The sequence below is a fragment of the Niallia sp. NCCP-28 genome (genome assembly GCF_023168165.1).
Taxonomy (GTDB): Bacteria; Bacillota; Bacilli; order Bacillales; family Cytobacillaceae; genus Niallia.
In genome coordinates this window covers 43515-62415 of record NZ_BQYJ01000005.1, presented here as the reverse complement: position 1 = coordinate 62415, position 18901 = coordinate 43515, and the positions used below count along the sequence as shown (strand labels likewise).

The following is an 18901-nucleotide window of genomic DNA, read 5'->3' as shown; positions in this document are numbered from 1 at the left end:
TGCTTAACTAGGAGGATAATGTTTTGGTGAGAAAATCTTTTTTATTTAGTATTATTTTGGTTTTTTTCATGTGCACGTCGAATGTTTATGCAAAAACTTTTGATTATCCTTCTTTGCCGAAGGATAATCCTTATGAAAAAAAAATAGCTATTGTGAAAACAAAAGACAACTATTCTATGGAAGAAATAGAGAAGATGTTAAAAAAACATAAAAGTCTAACCATAAGAACAAAATTCCGCGAAATATTTAATGGTTTTTCGGTTGAAGGTTATCTAGGAGAAATTCAAAAACTAAAACAAGAACAGGCTGTAGAAATAGTTTCAGAAGTGCAAATATATTCTGCTGAAGAAGAGAATCCAGTTCGGCTGATCGGTGCAGACCCTATTAGTTCAGCATTGCAACATACTTCTAAACCATTGACAGGGAAAGGAGTGAAAATTGGTGTCATTGATACAGGCATTGATTATCAGCACCCTGATTTACGCAAAAATTTTAAAGGAGGCTGGGATTTTATTGATAAAGATAAGTATCCAATGGAGACAGTTGGCAAAGGTACAAAAAATACACTTCATGGGACTCATGTAGCGGGGATTATTGCAGCAGATGGGAAAGTTAAAGGAGTGGCTCCAAATGCAGAAATCATTGCATATCGAGCACTTGGTCCTGGAGGAACTGGAACAACAGAGCAAATTTTAGCAGCAATTGAACAAGCTATAAAAGATAAAGTGGATATTGTGAATCTCTCTTTGGGGAGCGAAGTAAATGGACCAGATTTACCGATTAGTGCTGCTTTAAACAAGGCAGTGGAAAAAGGAATTATTGCAGTAGCAGCTGCGGGTAATTCTGGACCTTTTGATTGGACAGTTGGATCTCCTGGAACAGCAAGCAAAGCAATTTCGGTTGGAGCTTCCACTCCGAATATTCAGACAGAGTATATCAACATTGATAATAAAAAGCTTATTTTAAACAATATGAAAAACAGTGCAGAATGGAAAGAGTTTTCAGCATTGGAGGTAATGGATGGAGGGATAGGAGAAAAAGAGAACTTGAAAAACGCAAGCGGTAAGTTGGTTTTAATAAAAAGAGGGAAAATCACTTTTACAGAAAAAGTAAAAAATGGTATGGCTGCTGGTGCAAAAGCGGTGCTTATTTATAATAATGAAGAGGGGCCTTTAATGGGCAGTCTAGAGCAAGAACTGCCTATACCGGTAGCTGGAATAACAAAAAAAGAGGGGCTTTTTATTAGTGAAAAGCTGAAAAAAAGCCCGCTGATTGTAAAGATAGAAACTAAATGGGAAAAAGATATACTAGCTGATTTCAGTTCAAGAGGACCTGTAACGACAACATGGGATATAAAACCAGATGTCCTTGCTCCAGGAGTTGTGATAAATAGCACTGTTCCAGGCGGGTATATGGTCTTGCAAGGTACAAGCATGGCAGCCCCCCATGTTGCTGGTGCATGTGCACTTTTATTAGAAGCCCATCCTAATTGGAAGCCGGAAGAAGTAAAGGCAGCGCTAATGAATACAGCTAAGCCAATAGTGGATAGAGACAATAACAGATATAAAGTATATGAACAGGGAGCAGGAAGGATTCAAGTGGATGAGGCTATTCAAACGAATGTTTTAGTGATGCCTGGTTCCCTGCGTTTTGGCAAATTTCATTTAGTGGATCAATTGCACGAACATACAGCATTTATCACAATAAAAAATGTCGGCAATAAAATAGAAAAAATTTCTTTTGGAATCCCGAAAAAACAAGCAGGTATAAGCTGGAGCATGCCCTTTTCGTTTAGTTTGCAAGCAGGAGAAACAAAAAAACTGCCAATAACGATGAGATTAGACCGTCATGTTGTTCAAAATAAGCTTCAAGATGGAACAATAGAAATGATAGCAGGCAGCCAAAAGATGCAAATTCCTTATTTATACGTGCTGGAAGAACCCAATTATCCAAGAGTGATGGGGTTTGAACTAACAGAAAATAGCAAAGAAAAGATATATGAGTATGAAGTATATCTGCCTGGAGGAGCCGAGGAGTTTGGGATTGCTCTTTTTGATAAGGAAAGTTTAGCATTTGTGCAGTTTTTAGATTGGAAGAAAAATGTAGGGAGAGGATTGTTAAAAACAAAAATAAGTCCAAAAAAGTTTCCTGCACCAGGAAACTATTTGATGATAATTTTTGCAAAAAAGTCAGGACAAGAGGATGAAATCAAGTCTGAATTAACCATATCGGCAGGAAAAAAATAGGTCTAAATCTTAAAAGTATGTGAATTTATTCTCAAATCCATAGAATTTTAAAAAAATCGTGATAGAATAAAAAAAGTAATCAGCAAAAGTTGCTTTATTCCCTTTTCTTTTTCAGAAAAAGAAAAGGGAATAAATAGATTATGCAGCGAAAAAAACTATCTATATATTAAAATTTACAAATTGCTTGTTTTCACCAAGGTGAAAAGCATAAAAATGTGGTATACGCTTTCAATAGTAGTATAATAAATATATTGCGAAATATATGATTGTAGCGTTTTCACGTTGTTAATACTAATTGACATTGACATTAGCTTATTGTATGCTTACAAAGGAGAGAATGACAGGGTTTTCAGCTGATTTTCCCCTCAAAACATACAAACTTTTTCGGGAAATGTATTGGGTTTTGAGAGGATTACTATTTTCTTTAGGAATTTTTTCTGGAAAAAGGCTTGTAATAACTGCTATTCAATGACAACCTATTCTTGCAGAAAGAAAGTGATCAGGAGATTGGCTAACTATGCTTGAAATTAAGCAAATGCTTAAAAGACAAAGTAAATACATATCATTTTTGCTGTCTTTATATTTAATAGGGTGGGCTTTGACCCCGTTCCAGCCGGTTTTTTTAGGGCTGATTATTGGGACTGGTTTAAGCTTTTTTAACATGTTTTTACTAGTCAGAAGAATGGGGAAATTCAGTAAAGCGATTGATGAGGGCAAAAAAACCCGTTCGCTAGGAATGCTTTCGCGTATGGCCGCAGCTGTTTTTGGGGTGGCGCTGGCATTAGAGTTTCCAGAACAAATTCATCTAATTAGTGTGGTTATTGGATTAATGACTTCTTATATTGTCATTATGATAGATTTTTTAATAAGTACTATTCAAATAGGTAGTAACAAAAAAGAGAGGTGAACATGATTGGAACATAAAGAACAGATATACCATTTATTTGGAATTGATTTTTTGCAGTTTAATCTAGCAAATGTTTTGATGATTACCATTGCGAGTGCAATTGTATTTCTAATAGCAGTTCTTGCAACCCGCACGCTTGCATTAAAACCTACAGGCCTTCAGAATTTTATGGAGTGGGTAATGGATTTTGTGAAAAACATCATCAACAGTACAATGGACTGGAAAGATGGAGGCAAATTCCATGTGTTGGGAATCACTGTAATATTTTATATTTTTGTATCAAATATGCTAGGATTGCCATTTGCTATTGTACTAGATGGCGTTCTTTGGTGGAAATCGCCAACAGCTGACCCTACGATTACATTAACGCTTGCCGTAATGATTATTGTGCTTACCCATTACTATGGTATTAAACAAAGAGGATTAAAAGAATATTCAAAAACGTTTGTCAGTCCAATGAAATTTCTATTCCCTTTAAAAATCATAGAAGAGTTTGCAAATACGCTTACTCTAGGTTTGCGTCTCTACGGTAATATTTATGCTGGAGAATTGCTACTGTCTCTTTTAGTAGGATCTTTAGCTTCGGTAGGAATAGCTGGTTTTATAGCTGCTATCCCTCTAACACTGGTATGGCAAGCTTTCTCTATATTTGTTGGTACCATTCAAGCGTATATCTTTACAATGTTAACAATGGTTTACATGTCTCATAAAGTCAGTCATGACCATTAATATATACCCTTTTTATAAAAGGCAAAACAAAAAAATAAATGAAATTATAAATTAGGAGGAAATAAAATGAATCTAATAGCAGCAGCAATCGCAATTGGTTTAGCAGCAGTAGGAGCAGGTATTGGTAACGGATTAATCGTAGGTCGTACAGTAGAAGGTATCGCTCGTCAGCCAGAAGCACGCGGTTTACTTCAAACAACAATGTTTATCGGGGTCGCTTTAGTAGAAGCACTTCCAATTATCGGGGTTGTAATTGCATTCATGGTATTAAACCGTTAATTCATAATTCTATCTTATCGGCGAAGAGAATCTTCTAAAAAGAACTTCGCCTTTCCTTTATGTTCTAGAAATATAAGATGGTAAAGTATTGAAGGGAGTGAACCAAGTGTTAATGAACAGTTTAGTTCTAGGTGCTGCAGACGGTGCGGCTCATCATGGAATAAATGGTGGAGATATAATTTTTCAGCTAGTTATATTTATCGTTCTTCTTGCGTTGTTGAAGAAATTTGCTTGGGGTCCATTAATGGGCATCATGAAACAAAGGGAAGAGTTTGTGGCAAATGAAATAGAAGAAGCAGAAAAAAGCCGCTTGGAAGCTGCGGGAATTTTAGAAGAGCAGCGCGCATTATTAAAAGAAGCAAGAGTAGATGCACAAAACTTAATGGAAAAAGCAAAAGCTCAAGGCGATGCTCAAAGAGAAACTATTATTGCTGATGCTAAACAAGATGCAGAGCGCATTAAAAATTCTGCATTGCTTGAAATTGAGCAGCAAAAGGAAAAAGCAGTTGCTGCAATTCGCGATCAGGTAACGTCACTATCTGTATTAATCGCTTCAAAAGTTATTGAAAAAGAATTGAGCGAACAAGATCAAGAGAAGCTTATACATGATTACATACAAGAGGTAGGCGAAAAACGATGATGGATATAGGAGTTTCAAAGCGCTACGCTTTAGCCCTTTTCCAAATCGCAAAAGAAAATGGTAACGTAGATCAATTGGAAGAGGAAGTTCGTGTTGTAAAAACATTAGTGACTGATTCAACTGAATTGCATCAAGTTCTAAAGTCTCCTAATATCTCATTAGAGCAAAAAAAGGAAATCATTAGAGAAGGCTTTGCTTCGGCAAGCAGTCATGTACAGAACTTATTGATGCTATTGATTGATCGTCACCGTGAAGACTATATTCTTGGCATATGTGATCATTTTCTTCAATTAATAAATGAAGAAAAAGGAATAGCGGATGCAATAGTATATTCGGTGAGACCGTTGACAGATGGGGAACGGGCAGGGATTTCCGTTTCATTTGCGGCTAAAGTAGGCAAAGCATCGCTTAATATTGAAAATATAGTAGATTCCAACCTATTAGGTGGAATCATCGTTCGAATAGGCAATCAAATATTTGACGGCAGCCTGCAAGGCAAGCTGAATCGTCTACAACGACAATTACTAGGATAGTATTTTTGGGATAGGGGTGAAACGCATGAGCATCAAAGCAGAAGAAATTAGTGCTCTGATAAAAAAGCAAATCGAAAATTACCAATCTGAAGTTCAGGTAAGTGAAGTAGGTACAGTTATTAGTATTGGTGACGGTATCGCACGTGTTCATGGTCTCGATAATTGTATGGCTGGTGAGCTTGTTGAGTTTTCAAATGGTGTAATGGGATTGGCTCAAAACTTAGAAGAAAGTAACGTAGGTATTATTATCCTTGGTCCTTTCACAGATATTCGTGAAGGAGACGAAGTGCGTCGTACAGGAAGAATTATGGAAGTTCCTGTAGGGGAAGAATTAGTTGGACGTGTTGTTAACTCCTTGGGACAACCAGTAGATGGACTTGGACCAATTAATACAACTAAAACTAGACCAATTGAATTCTTAGCTCCTGGTGTTATGGATCGTAAATCTGTTAGTGAACCACTTCAAACAGGTATTAAGGCAATTGATGCACTGGTTCCAATTGGACGAGGACAACGTGAACTTATCATCGGTGATCGCCAAACTGGTAAAACATCTGTAGCAATTGACACTATTCTTAATCAAAAAGATCAAGATATGATTTGTATATATGTAGCGATTGGACAAAAAGAATCTACAGTGCGTAATGCGGTTGAAACATTGCGCAAACATGGTGCACTAGACTATTCTATCGTAGTAACGGCATCTGCTTCTCAACCGGCTCCGTTATTATATTTAGCTCCATATGCTGGTGTAGCAATGGGTGAAGAATTTATGTATAACGGCAAACACGTGCTTATCGTTTATGATGATTTATCAAAACAAGCATCTGCTTACCGTGAATTATCATTATTATTACGTCGTCCTCCAGGTCGTGAAGCATATCCAGGGGATGTTTTCTACCTGCATTCACGTCTGTTAGAGCGTGCAGCTAAATTAAGCGATGCAAAAGGCGGCGGTTCTATTACTGCGCTTCCTTTTATTGAAACACAAGCAGGGGATGTATCTGCATATATTCCAACAAACGTAATATCGATTACAGATGGTCAAATTTTCTTGCAGTCCGACTTATTCTTCTCAGGTGTTCGCCCTGCGATAAATGCTGGTTTATCTGTATCACGTGTTGGTGGTTCAGCACAAATCAAAGCAATGAAAAAAGTAGCTGGTACTTTGCGTCTTGACCTTGCATCCTACCGTGAACTAGAATCATTTGCTCAATTCGGGTCTGATTTAGATAAAGCCACACAAGATAAATTAAATCGAGGAGCACGTACAGTAGAGGTGCTTAAACAAGATTTAAATAAACCATTAAAGGTAGAAAAACAAGTAGCGATTCTATATGCTCTTACACGCGGTTTCCTTGATGATATTCCAGTTCAAGATATCAGACGTTTTGAAGAAGAGCTTTTAACTTGGTTAGATCATAACCGCAAAAACTTATTAGATCATATTGTGTCAACAAAGGAACTTCCAGCTGACGAGGATATGGAAGCTGCTATTAATGAGTTTAAAAAATCGTTTGTAGCATCAGAGTAAGAGGATAAACTTATGAATGGTGGTGAGAACCGTTGGCATCATTGCGCGATATAAAATCTCGTATAAATTCTACAAAAAAAACGAGCCAAATAACAAAAGCCATGCAAATGGTTTATTCAGCTAAAATGAATAAAGCTGTGTTAAATGTAAAAGCTTTTGCTCCATATATGACGAAAATAGAAGAAGTCACACACTCTGTGGCAGCAGGCAGTGCGGGTGCGTCTCATCCAATGCTTGTGGCTAGACCTGTCAAAAAAACAGGATATATTATTATTACATCAGAGCGCGGACTGGCAGGAGCCTATAATAGTAATGTGCTAAGAAAGCTGAACCAAACGATAAAAGAACGTCATCAGTCAAAGGATGAGTATGCCATTATTGTTATTGGTAGATTAGGCCGTGATTTTCTAGCTAAACAAGATCATAACATTGTTTTAGATGTCATTGGCCTACCGGATTTACCGGACTTCTTAGATATTAAGGATGTTGCCAGCAAATCTGTTGGCATGTTTGCGGACGGAACGTTTGATGAACTGAATATTTTTTATAGCCATTATGTAAGTGCTATTCAACAGGATGTTGTAGAGAAGAAAATTCTTCCACTGACTGATGCAGGAAATACAGAAGTAAAGTTGACATCATATGAGTTTGAGCCGTCAGCAGAGGAAATCTTGGATGTATTACTTCCGCAATATGCAGAAAGCCTAATATACGGTGCATTATTAGACAGTAAGGCAAGTGAGCATTCTGCGCGGATGACAGCTATGAAAAACTCTACTGATAATGCGAAAGAAATAATTAATGATTTAAGTTTGGTTTATAACCGTGCGCGACAAGCTGCAATTACACAAGAGATTACGGAAATTGTTGGTGGAGCTGCGGCATTAGAATAGATTCCTAGCAATAGGAAAGAGGATGCCTGAAATTAGTGTGGACTTATGACTTTATGGATAGATAACAAACAGTCATGAAACAGAAAAAATGTTTTGGGCATTCTCGCTTTCAGAAAAGGTTTAGGAGGGAATATAATGAGCTTAGGACGAGTTCTTCAAGTAATGGGACCAGTTGTTGACGTTAAGTTCGACGGAGGCCATTTACCGGATATTAATAACGCATTAAAAATAGTTAGCAACGATTCTAATATCGATTTAACTCTTGAAGTGGCCCTTCATTTAGGCGATAACACAGTACGTACTATTGCAATGTCTTCAACAGATGGCGTAACAAGGGGTACACAAGTAGAAGATACAGGAAAGTCCATTTCAGTTCCTGTTGGAGATGTGACTTTAGGTCGTGTATTTAACGTATTAGGAGATACAATTGACTTAGATCCAGCAATTCCTGCTTCAGCAAGACGTGACTCTATCCATAGAGAGGCTCCAAAATTCGAACAACTTTCTACTCAAATTGAAATTTTAGAGACTGGTATTAAAGTAGTAGACTTGCTTGCGCCTTATATCAAAGGTGGAAAAATCGGATTGTTTGGTGGAGCTGGTGTAGGTAAAACGGTTCTAATCCAAGAATTGATTAATAACATTGCGCAAGAGCATGGCGGTATTTCTGTATTTGCCGGCGTTGGCGAACGTACTCGTGAAGGAAATGACCTTTACCATGAGATGACTGACTCAGGCGTAATCAAAAAAACAGCGATGGTGTTCGGACAAATGAATGAACCACCTGGTGCACGTATGCGTGTTGCTTTAACAGGGTTAACAATGGCAGAATATTTCCGTGATGAGCAAGGACAGGACGTATTATTCTTTATTGATAATATTTTCCGTTTCACTCAAGCGGGTTCTGAAGTTTCAGCCCTTCTTGGCCGTATGCCTTCAGCAGTTGGGTATCAGCCGACTCTTGCAACAGAGATGGGTAGATTGCAAGAGCGTATTACATCAACAAGTGTTGGTTCTGTAACATCTATCCAAGCAATTTATGTACCAGCGGATGACTATACGGATCCAGCTCCAGCTACAACTTTTGCTCACTTAGATGCAACAACAAACCTTGAACGTAAATTAACGGAAATGGGGATTTATCCAGCAGTAGATCCATTGGCTTCTACTTCTCGTGCATTGTCTCCAGAAATTGTAGGCGAAGAGCATTATAGTGTTGCTCGTCAAGTACAATCAACATTACAACGCTACAGAGAACTTCAAGATATTATTAGTATCCTTGGTATGGATGAGTTAAATGATGAAGATAAATTAGTTGTACACCGTGCAAGAAGAATTCAATTTTTCTTATCACAAAACTTCCATGTTGCTGAACAATTTACGGGTCAAAAAGGATCATATGTACCAGTAAAAGAAACAGTAAAAGGATTCAAAGATATTCTTGGAGGAAAATACGATCATCTTCCAGAAGATGCTTTCCGTTTAGTAGGACGCATTGAAGAAGCAGTTGAAAATGCAAAAAAAATGGGTGTTGAAGTTTAACATTAATCAGGAGGGGTAGAAATGAAGACGATTAAAGTCAATGTAGTAACTCCTGATGGCCCGGTGCATGAGTCAGATGTTGAAATGGTTATCGCAAAAGCAGAAAGCGGAGAGTTAGGAATACTGGCTGGCCATATTCCGATGGTTGCTCCATTAAAAATAGGGGCAGTACAATTGAAGAAGGATAAAACTTCCGAATATATTGCTGTGAATGGAGGCATTTTGGAAGTTCGTCCAGATCAAGTGACTGTTCTTGCCCAGTCTGCTGAAATTGCGGGGAAAATTGATTATGATCGTGCTTTGCGAGCTAAGGAACGTGCTGAAAAAAGATTATATGAACAAAAAAATGAACATGTAGATTTTCATCGTGCAGAACTTGCTCTAAAACGTGCAATGAATCGTATATCCATTGTAGAAAAAAAATATTAACAATGATAAATACCTCTCTTTGTCTATACATGGCAATAGAGAGGTATTTTTTATGGGATATACCAAAAAGTAAGTATGCCTAGTCAGTTGTTATTTATGCTTCTTATAGCACTCGTCAGCTTTTAAACATATAATTCTGTAAGGTGCATACTAGAAGATATTAAACAAAAATTAGAGTGTTATGCAATAAATTTTCTCCAATAGGATAAAGCAATTATATAGAAAAGAAAATATAAAAAAGGTGAAACTTTTTTTATAACTAAATCGTCAAATAAGAGTTAGTGTTGGGGGAGTAATTAGGTGGGAGGATGTATCTAGTTGATCTCAGATTTTGGACAGCAAGCATTATTGAGCATTATTGCTCATATCGTTTTTATTGCGCTAGCCTGGTGGGCGTTGCAATCATTAAATTTCGATAAATTTTTGCGCGCAAATAAAGTATTTCAAGCAAGGGTTTTGTATGTATTATTGTCTATTATTATTGGTTCTATTGTTAGCAATTTTTTCTTGGATTATTTAAATTGGTCTCAACAATTGCCATTAATTATGCAATAAAAAGAAAAAAGGATAAATTTACATGCAAATATAGGTCTTCATACATGTTTTCATTTTGTTTTTTTTTCAGTACAATTCATTTTGCATGTGTATAAAAATAGTATAAGTATTTTTTAAAAATATATTCTTGTCAAAAAGTGACGACAATTCCTTTGTATGCATTCCCTCGCTACGGAAAGAATGGTAGTAAGGGGGAGGAATTTTAGATGAGAAAAAAAATATTTTTTATTACTTTAACTATCTTGATGGGTTTGTCTGCACTTGCATTCGGGAATAACATCACTAATGCGGAGGAACAGCTAGATTTATTTACTATAAATGATTACTTGAAAAAGGAAAAAAATATTACAGTCAATGAATGGTCTCTGTATGCAAGAGAAAAATTGCAAAACGCACAAACATATGCGGATATCAAGGAATACCAAAAAGCTTTAAATGAAAAATTTCCTGAATTAAAATGGCAGGAATCAAAAAATGAGCAAAGCAAAGAGCTGCATGCCATTATTTCTTCTAATGAAACAGTTGAAAAAACAATAACTATTTCAACCTCTTTAACAACTAAGCCTTCTCAAACATATGTTATATATGAGGTAAAAGGGAAGGATTTAACAGAAATTAGAAAGAAAGAGATAAAGAAGGAAATGCAGGCAAATATTTCTGCAATATTTCAGGAGAAACCCACAATTTTCTCTTGTATAAAAGGCGAATTCAATGATAAGATTAATGAGGCTTTGCCTTATTATGTCAACCATTTTTTAACGTTATTTAAAGCAAAGCAAATTGAGGCGCTAGAAGAAGACGAATTTATATCGGCTTCTGCCTATAGTCCGGTTTTTAAAGAAGAAATTAATAATAGTAATCAGGCAATAAATGTACAAGTAGGAATAAGAAAACAAGGAATGGGCGGTAAGACTACCTTTATAGTTGGCACACCCATCATAACGATTGAATATTAATATAGAGATATTGGACGCGGAGGGGAATAGACTTTGGATAAAATCATCGTCCGCGGCGGAAAAAGGTTAAATGGAACGGTTAAAGTAGAAGGCGCAAAGAATGCCGTTTTGCCTGTAATCGCCGCTACATTATTAGCAAGTGATGGAAAAAGTGTAATAAAATCAGTTCCAACTCTTTCAGATGTTTATACAATAAATGAAGTATTAAGATTTTTAAATGCAGAAGTGCAATTTAAGAACAACGAAGTAGTTGTAGACGCATCAAAAGAGTTAAGCGTGGAAGCACCATTTGAGTATGTCAGTAAAATGAGAGCGTCTGTTTTAGTAATGGGATCATTACTTGCAAGAAATGGCCGCGCAAGGGTTGCATTACCGGGTGGTTGTGCAATCGGATCAAGACCAATCGATCAGCATTTAAAAGGCTTTGAAGCAATGGGTGCAAAAGTACAGGTTGGCAATGGCTTTATTGAGGCATCTGTTGAAGATCGCCTGAAAGGTGCAAAGATCTATTTAGATTTCCCAAGTGTTGGGGCTACTGAAAACATAATGATGGCTGCAACTTTAGCTAAAGGAACTACTATTATTGAAAATGTTGCAAAAGAACCAGAAATTGTAGACTTGGCTAATTTCTTAAATAAAATGGGTGCAAAAGTAAAAGGTGCAGGTACTGGTACACTTCACATTGAAGGTGTAGACGTATTATTTGGCGCAGAGCACGCCATTATTCCAGATAGAATAGAAGCCGGTACATTTTTAGTGGCTGCTGCTATCACGGGAGGCAATGTTCTTGTCCAAGGTGCAGTTCCAGAACACTTATCTTCTTTAATCGCAAAAATGGAAGAAATGGGAGTAGTTTTTAAAGAAGAGGAAGATGGCATTCGTGTAGTAAGTGCAGAGAACTTAAAAGCTGTAGATATTAAAACAATGCCGCATCCTGGATTTCCAACAGATATGCAATCACAAATGATGGCATTATTGCTTCGGGCAAAAGGAACTAGCATGATTACAGAAACAGTTTTTGAAAATCGTTTTATGCATGTAGAAGAATTTAGACGCATGAATGGCGATGTGAAAATTGAAGGCCGTTCTGTTATTATGAATGGGCCAATCAATTTGCAAGGTGCTGAAGTAGCAGCAACAGATCTTCGCGCTGCGGCTGCATTAATTCTTTCTGGGCTTGTTGCAGAAGGTATTACACGTGTAACAGAGCTAAAGCACTTAGATCGTGGTTATGTTAATTTCCATGAAAAACTTGCTGCATTAGGGGCAGATATTGAAAGAGTAACAGAAGAAGAAGAGGTAACATTAACTGCTGCATATGTTGCTGATTTGAATGCTTAATCAATAATGCTGCAAACTTTATTTATCTGGAACTAGATAAATTGAGTTTGCAGTTTTTTTATTTTATGAAAAATTATATGAAGAGGCCATATTAATTTTCAGGCTGCCAGGAAATCCTATTGAAGCGCGATTTAACAGCTCCTAAATCTTTTTAAATAGTTAAATGCCTTTTTATAAATAAAGAGCTTTAAAGAGGCATTATTGAATTATAAGGAAGTTATAATAAAATGAATAACTGTTGGGTAATTGTTAGAAAAATCATACTATTTAAATAATATGATTTCAAGCTTTTTTTATCATATCAAGATAAATATCTTATTATGATCGATCTTATTTTCTTGGAATAAATGTCTATTTTAGCCCATATGAATGGATTAGAGAGAGTTATTGCGTATTCTTTTTATTTTCTTTCATATGGAGGCTAAGACATGATTAAAATCAAACCTTTCATCGTACTAGGAGTAATTCTGTTTGCCATTACTTTATTAATACCATCCATTTTAGTACTACCTTTTATGGAAGAAAAGGTGAGTGGGAAATTAGGTGAGAATGTGCAGGAGGAAACTGTGCAGCCCAAAAAATCTTCAGCGCCAGAGTCAGAGCCAGCTGTAGAAGTTGCAGTTTATAGAGAAGCACAAAAGAAGGTAGAAAAGCTGGCATTAGATGATTATGTGGCAGGGGTAGTGGCATCTGAAATGCCTGCAGACTTTGAAATAGAGGCCTTAAAGGCACAAGCATTGACTGCCAGAACGTATATTGTAAAAAAACTAGCAACAACGAGTGATTCAGCTAAAAAAAACATTCCAAATGAAGCGGTAGTCGGAGACTCAATCAACTATCAAGTTTATAAAAGTAATAATGAGTTGAAGAAAATTTGGAAAGCATCTGATTATGAGTGGAAGATGAAGAAAATTAAAGAGGCAGTTAAAGCTACATCAGGGCAGATTCTTACATATGATGGAACACCGATTGATGCTACTTTTTTCTCTACGAGCAATGGATATACAGAAAATTCGAGTGCTGTATGGAACAATCCAATTCCCTATTTAACAGCTGTCGCAAGTCCATGGGATAAAAAGTCTCCTAAATATAGCGGGAAAAAAGTAATAACAGTAGCCGAATTTGAACAAAAATTAGGGATATCTTTATCTAGCAGCAAAGAAGTAGGAGAAATTACAAAAAGAACAGAGGGAAAGCGTGTTGCAAAAGTAAATATAAATGGTAAGGTGCTAACAGGAATAGATATTAGGACAAAATTAGATTTAAAATCAACAGACTTTACATGGGTTCGAAAAGGCAATGATATCATCATTACAACAGAGGGATATGGGCACGGAGTTGGAATGAGTCAATATGGTGCAAATGGCATGGCAGCAGAAGGAAAGTCTTATGAAGAGATTGTTAAGTACTATTATAAAGGTGTTCAATTATCAAAAGCAGACAATTTGTTAGCGAAATATACAGCGCAAAAATAATCAGTCCCAAAAAAGGGCAAGATCAGCTAGAAAAGAAGGAAGAGGCTGTCTAATAAGTACTAAAATAAAAACAAGGCTGGGACATAAGTATTCCAGTTGAAAATAAAAACGAACAATTATATATAATTGTTCGTTTTTAAGCTTTTAAAAGGGTGGTTCAGTAAAGTTTGTTGTTATTACCCGCAGCCTGAATACACTTCGCTTTCCGTGGGGCTCGAGCTGAGCCGCGGAAAGGGAGTGTCTGTAGCGCAATGGAACGAATTAGTTTTATATGTAAAAACACAAGTAACCAAGAGTGCGAAACTAGCCTTTATTTTAAAGCTAAAGTTAGAGATTATTCGTTTTTACAGATTATCTAATTAGTTGTGTTCCAACCTCATTTTTTGATTTCTATTCATTTTTTATTTTACAAGAAAAGACGGTTTTTTCGCATTTAATTTTAAAAAAATTATGTAATGCTTATAATGGATTTTGGCACTTTGTTGATTGTGTAGACTTCTGCGGGAAAAGTGAGTCAAAGGGGGACTCCAAACCCGCGCAGAGGAGGCTCCCGGACCGCCCGCGGAAAGCGAATGCCTGGAGTAGAAATCAACAGGCAAGTTTAACAGAAGAGGGGCTGTACTCAAAAATCATTTTTTAATGACTTTTGAGTACAGCCTCTTTTATTTGCGGCGATTTAATGGAGAGGAAGAGAAGAAAAAAATTAACGATAACAAACCATGACAATGCAGCAACTTGTTCTTAGATAGAGGAGTGTCTATTTTTTAAAAAAGGAATATTTTTATTAAGTTAAAAAATAATGAATAATTTTCAGTTTTTTATCAAAAAATAAGTTTTAAAAATTTTTTTGGAAAAATGTATATATTTCTTATTATCTGTTCAGAATGATTGCTGAGGTGATGATAAAATGAGAGAGGAAGAAAACAAACGTACTTCTCCAGATTCAAAAGTGAAACGCTTCTTTAAAAAGCGTTGGGCGTTTCCAGCCGTTTATATTGCAAGTGCAGCAATTATTTTGTCAGGTGTTCTTTGGTATCAAAATAGTGCATCAGATAGTGATGATTTTAAGTATGATGCAACTAACAATCCAACAAAACAAATAGATGACCCAGGATTGCCTGTCAGCAAGGAATTAGAAAACTTTACTTGGCCAGTAGCAGATCCAGAAGCAGTAGAAACGCAAAAACAATTCTATGATAATGCAGAAAGCAAAGAAGAACAAGTAGATGCATTAGTATTCTACGATAATATGTATCAGCCTAATACTGGTATTGATTTAAAAATGAAAGACAATAGCGAATTTGATGTTGTGGCATCTCTAAGTGGTACAGTAACAAATGTAACGACAGATTCTGTATTGGGCAATACAATTGTATTAGATCATGGCGATGGAATTAAAACAGTTTATCAATCTGTAAAGGATATCCAAGTAGAAAAAGGTAACCAAGTAGAAAAAGGTGACCCACTTGCAACAAGCGGACAAAGCCAATTTAATAAAGAAGCTGGTGTGCATGTACATTTTGAAATTCGCAAAAATGATGTAGCAGTTAATCCAGTTGATTACTTTGATAAATCTTTAAGCGCTTTACAAAGTGATGAAACAGTAGGTGCTAGTGCAGAAGCAGAGGAAAACGCAACAATTGAAGAAAATAGTACAGAAAAAAAATCAGATGATTCTGCTGTAGAAGAAAATAGCACAGATTCTACTACAGATGATAATACATCTGTAGAGGAACAATCAACAGATTCAAAAGAATCTACAACAGATGATTCTGCTGATGATAACGAAGAAACAAATACAGAAAGCAGCATTTCATCAGATCCAAACGCATAAAACTAAAAATAAGCCTAATCCCTTTTAAAATAGAAGCATGTGGATTAGGCTATTTTATTTGCAAGACTTTTAATTTGAATTGTTGGAGCATTGAATGTTTAATAGAGAAAGTATTTTTTTAGACCATTCATCACTCTTACGTTGCATTTTGCTGATAGAAACTAGTGAAACTTTCTTTTCTTCACTTCTATTAGATATAAATCCTAACTCTAAATGAATAGATAGTTTTTATTATTTGATATTTCTTTTAGGTTTCCCCTTCAATTTGCTATTTTAAGCTTAGTATTAATCGGAAAGGTTGCATATGGTTATTTATTGCTTGTTTGCTAATCTCAAAAGTTATGTGCCGCAATTCTTTAATTTAAAGGAAAAGTGGACAAATTTCTCGGGAAATAAAAATAAAAGAAATCGAAAAAAGTAAAAATATGTTGAAAGTGGCAGTATCGACTTGTTTTTTCGCAAAGATGAACTTAGGAGAAAGGTAAAAGGCCAAAACTTTTTTAAGCAACTTTATATGTTTTCTCTATTAAATATTCATATTTACAGGCTGAGTTTTTTTTCTTCGATTCCATTCATGCAAGATGCGTAATATGGTTAAAAATAATACAGTAACTCCTGTAAAAATATATAGACTGAGCATTATGGGGCTTTCACTGTCAGAACCAATAAAAATTCCATGAAATAAAGAAGAATAGAAGGCAGGAAATGCTAGGAAATGAATGGTTTTCCAAGCTTTTTTTCCAAGCTTTTTAATAAAGTCAGTGGATAAAATTAATAATAACAATCCATAAAAAGCAAAAATTCCTAAACATAATGAAAATGCATTGTGTTTTACAGTAAATGGAACCAAAATATTAATCAGCGTATAGGTAGTGTATTCCTTTTCAAATAATAAAACAATACCGTGCACCATACCAAACAATAAGGCAAACCAGCCTGTTGCTTCATGGGTAGTTAAAACAGCTTGATTGTAACGTTTAGGGATTAGCGGCAGTTTATAGGAAATCCCTGTAACCATTGATATAAATAGCAATAAATAGGCTGTAATGGCAGCCCCTCGTGTTACATTCCAAACACTGAAAAAAGTGCTTAATTCATCTAACATACTAATGAACCTCCTTTTATAAAATAGCTAAGGTCACCATCAGAAACAATCTCTCCTCTTTTAGTTAAGGCGATAGCTGCAAGTGGTTTTTGCTTTTGGAATTTATTTAGCATAGACAGACCATCTTGCCATCCCAAAATCAGCATGCATTTGGCTAATACTTCTGCCTCTGTTAATGTTGGTGCCATAACAGAAACTTGCTGCAAATCAGAATGGCATGGCTGAGAAGTTCGAGGGTCAAGGATGTGATGATAGGTGATTCCCTCTAGAGAATGCCATCTTCGTTTTATAATAGAGCTTGTTGCAATTCCAGCATCACGTGTTAGTTCAAAAGAACAGATGGAAGCATGTTTATCGCCAGGATGCTCTAAGTGGATTTTTTGTTTTTTTCCCCATGCAACAATATCCCCTCCTGCTACAAGGACACCTGATTTATAGCCATCTTGTTTAAGGACCTCTTTGATGCATTGTGCAGTCCAGCCTTTTGCAATTCCTCCTAAATCAATATAAACGCTATCTTGAATGGTGATGCATTTCATCCCGGCATGGAAGCTAATAATATCTTTTTTCTTTTCTTGAAGCCTACATAATCGTTCAGAATTTATATTTATTGGTTTTATTTTTTCAAAACTACGGTCATATCCAATAGAAGAAATTTGTTTTCCTAAATAGGGATTAAATAATCCGCTTGTTTTCTCATAATATAAATGAGCAACTTTAACTGCTTCAAATAAAATAGGGCTGCAAATAAAAGGTACCTGAAAGGAATGATTAAGTTGAGAAAGTTCGCTGGATGAATGGAAACGAGATAGTGTCTGCTCGGATTTGCGAAAAAGTTTTTCTACTTTAGAATGAGTATTTTCTGGCAAATCAAATGCTTGTATGTTGGTGTTCATACAGAAAAATTTATACATAATCATCCACTCCTTTGCTTAATATGTGCATTTTCCCCATGTAAGGCATGAGTAGGTGCGTTAATTACTAGCAAACCTTATATTAAGAGGATCTGCCGGTAATTTCTTCTCCTTGGCCTTGCTCAAAACTATTTTGTCCTTCTGTATTTTGCCCATTGCTAAAAGGGCTTGTTCCATTGTTTTGTCCATTAGGCGGTTGTTGGCTAAAGGAATCCTGTGTTCCATTTTCTGAACTGTTTCCGTTATTAGCGCTATTTGAATTATTTCCCTCATAATCACCTGCCCAAGAGTCGCTGCTGTTGGGAGATTGTCCGTTTTGAACAGAGCCTTCAGAGTCTGAACCTGATCCAGATGAAGGGGCTTTGCTGCTATTATCATCTGAAAAGGGATTCTGTGTATTCGGCATTGTCTGTTCTGACTGAGTGCTGCCATTATTTATAGAAGCCGATGCAGCCACATCTTCATGTGTAATTGTATTCGATTTATTTAAGAGTCCTACAAATCCAGTGAAAGCTGCTACACTTGATAATCCAATAAGCCATTTTGTTTTTTTATTTTTTTTCATATAAATTTCTAACCTCATTTCCTTTATAAATTTTACGTGGGCATTAAATTTATGTTGTTCTCATTTTAAAATAGAAAGCTTAATTAAAGCTTAATAAGGAATGAAGAAGTTTGAAGGAAGTCACAGATGAAACAAAATATTGCTTTTTTTATATAAAAATAAAAGAATTTTTAAAAAAATCAAGAAATACCTTGTCCTTATTCACATTTTTGTGCATAAAGTCTTACCCAAGCTAATAAACTGTTACAAACCTTACAAAGATGAAGTTTGGAGTGAGGAGTCGTTTTGCAGCCAATGGATATGTAGTTGAGGACATGATTAATCACAATAAGTACAGAAAGTAATTGTAAGCTTTCTGCCGCATGGAAAAATGTAATATTTATAGCATGAAAGGAAACGTGCGGGATGAAGAATTTCGATGAAG

18 protein-coding genes are annotated in these 18901 nt (G+C 35.9%); 15 read left to right on the top strand and 3 right to left on the bottom strand.

Annotation, left to right across the window (positions count from 1 at the left end; genetic code table 11):
* Positions 1 to 26: 26 nt before the first annotated feature.
* From NCCP28_RS15190 to spoIIQ, 15 genes are all read left to right on the top strand, one after another.
* On the top strand, positions 27 to 2246 hold the full coding sequence (locus tag NCCP28_RS15190; RefSeq protein ID WP_309296637.1) for a S8 family serine peptidase: 2220 nt from the start codon (positions 27 to 29) through the stop codon (positions 2244 to 2246).
* Positions 2247 to 2763: 517 nt separating this feature from the next.
* Entirely contained in the window at positions 2764 to 3153 is a 390-nt protein-coding gene (locus NCCP28_RS15185; RefSeq protein ID WP_248562278.1) for an ATP synthase subunit I, read from the top strand.
* 6 nt (positions 3154 to 3159) lie between these two features.
* The gene (gene atpB, locus NCCP28_RS15180; protein ID WP_248562277.1) at positions 3160 to 3882 is read left to right on the top strand and encodes a F0F1 ATP synthase subunit A; all 723 of its coding nucleotides are present in this window, start codon (positions 3160 to 3162) and stop codon (positions 3880 to 3882) included.
* A gap of 66 nt (positions 3883 to 3948) precedes the next feature.
* Positions 3949 to 4161, top strand: coding sequence for a F0F1 ATP synthase subunit C (gene atpE / locus NCCP28_RS15175; RefSeq protein ID WP_027323467.1), 213 nt, complete (start codon positions 3949 to 3951; stop codon positions 4159 to 4161).
* Positions 4162 to 4267: 106 nt separating this feature from the next.
* The gene (locus NCCP28_RS15170) at positions 4268 to 4801 is read left to right on the top strand and encodes a F0F1 ATP synthase subunit B (RefSeq protein ID WP_248562276.1); all 534 of its coding nucleotides are present in this window, start codon (positions 4268 to 4270) and stop codon (positions 4799 to 4801) included.
* On the top strand, positions 4798 to 5334 hold the full coding sequence (locus NCCP28_RS15165; protein ID WP_248562275.1) for a F0F1 ATP synthase subunit delta: 537 nt from the start codon (positions 4798 to 4800) through the stop codon (positions 5332 to 5334). The genes NCCP28_RS15170 and NCCP28_RS15165 overlap by 4 nt, the downstream gene beginning before the upstream one ends.
* Positions 5335 to 5359: 25 nt before the next feature.
* Positions 5360 to 6868: a F0F1 ATP synthase subunit alpha gene (atpA, locus tag NCCP28_RS15160; RefSeq protein ID WP_248562274.1), complete on the top strand. Its 1509-nt coding sequence runs from the start codon at positions 5360 to 5362 to the stop codon at positions 6866 to 6868.
* 32 nt (positions 6869 to 6900) lie between these two features.
* A complete protein-coding gene (atpG, locus tag NCCP28_RS15155; protein WP_248562273.1) occupies positions 6901 to 7761 on the top strand; it encodes an ATP synthase F1 subunit gamma in 861 nt (286 codons plus the stop codon).
* 135 nt (positions 7762 to 7896) lie between these two features.
* Positions 7897 to 9303 (top strand): F0F1 ATP synthase subunit beta, encoded by a 1407-nt coding sequence (gene atpD, locus NCCP28_RS15150; protein WP_248562272.1) that lies wholly within the window; start codon positions 7897 to 7899, stop codon positions 9301 to 9303.
* A gap of 21 nt (positions 9304 to 9324) precedes the next feature.
* Positions 9325 to 9732, top strand: a complete 408-nt coding sequence (locus NCCP28_RS15145; RefSeq protein ID WP_248562271.1) for a F0F1 ATP synthase subunit epsilon — start codon at positions 9325 to 9327, stop codon at positions 9730 to 9732.
* Positions 9733 to 10050: 318 nt separating this feature from the next.
* Positions 10051 to 10287, top strand: coding sequence for a DUF1146 family protein (locus tag NCCP28_RS15140; protein WP_248562270.1), 237 nt, complete (start codon positions 10051 to 10053; stop codon positions 10285 to 10287).
* Between the two features lie 206 nt (positions 10288 to 10493).
* Positions 10494 to 11243 (top strand): YwmB family TATA-box binding protein, encoded by a 750-nt coding sequence (locus NCCP28_RS15135; RefSeq protein WP_248562269.1) that lies wholly within the window; start codon positions 10494 to 10496, stop codon positions 11241 to 11243.
* Between the two features lie 33 nt (positions 11244 to 11276).
* Positions 11277 to 12584: a UDP-N-acetylglucosamine 1-carboxyvinyltransferase gene (gene murA, locus NCCP28_RS15130; protein WP_248562268.1), complete on the top strand. Its 1308-nt coding sequence runs from the start codon at positions 11277 to 11279 to the stop codon at positions 12582 to 12584.
* A gap of 428 nt (positions 12585 to 13012) precedes the next feature.
* The gene (spoIID, locus tag NCCP28_RS15125; RefSeq protein ID WP_248562267.1) at positions 13013 to 14059 is read left to right on the top strand and encodes a stage II sporulation protein D; all 1047 of its coding nucleotides are present in this window, start codon (positions 13013 to 13015) and stop codon (positions 14057 to 14059) included.
* A gap of 907 nt (positions 14060 to 14966) precedes the next feature.
* Positions 14967 to 15893, top strand: coding sequence for a stage II sporulation protein SpoIIQ (gene spoIIQ / locus NCCP28_RS15120; RefSeq protein ID WP_248562266.1), 927 nt, complete (start codon positions 14967 to 14969; stop codon positions 15891 to 15893).
* A 526-nt stretch (positions 15894 to 16419) separates the two neighbouring features.
* On the opposite strand, the gene NCCP28_RS15115 is transcribed toward spoIIQ, so the two are convergent.
* The 3 genes from NCCP28_RS15115 to NCCP28_RS15105 form a co-directional block, all read right to left on the bottom strand.
* Positions 16420 to 16998 (bottom strand): ferric reductase-like transmembrane domain-containing protein, encoded by a 579-nt coding sequence (locus NCCP28_RS15115; protein WP_248562265.1) that lies wholly within the window; start codon positions 16996 to 16998, stop codon positions 16420 to 16422.
* Positions 16992 to 17912: an FAD:protein FMN transferase gene (locus tag NCCP28_RS15110; protein ID WP_248562264.1), complete on the bottom strand. Its 921-nt coding sequence runs from the start codon at positions 17910 to 17912 to the stop codon at positions 16992 to 16994. Before NCCP28_RS15110 ends, NCCP28_RS15115 begins: the two co-directional genes overlap by 7 nt.
* A gap of 82 nt (positions 17913 to 17994) precedes the next feature.
* The gene (locus NCCP28_RS15105; protein WP_248562263.1) at positions 17995 to 18477 is read right to left on the bottom strand and encodes a hypothetical protein; all 483 of its coding nucleotides are present in this window, start codon (positions 18475 to 18477) and stop codon (positions 17995 to 17997) included.
* Positions 18478 to 18901 lie beyond the last annotated feature (424 nt).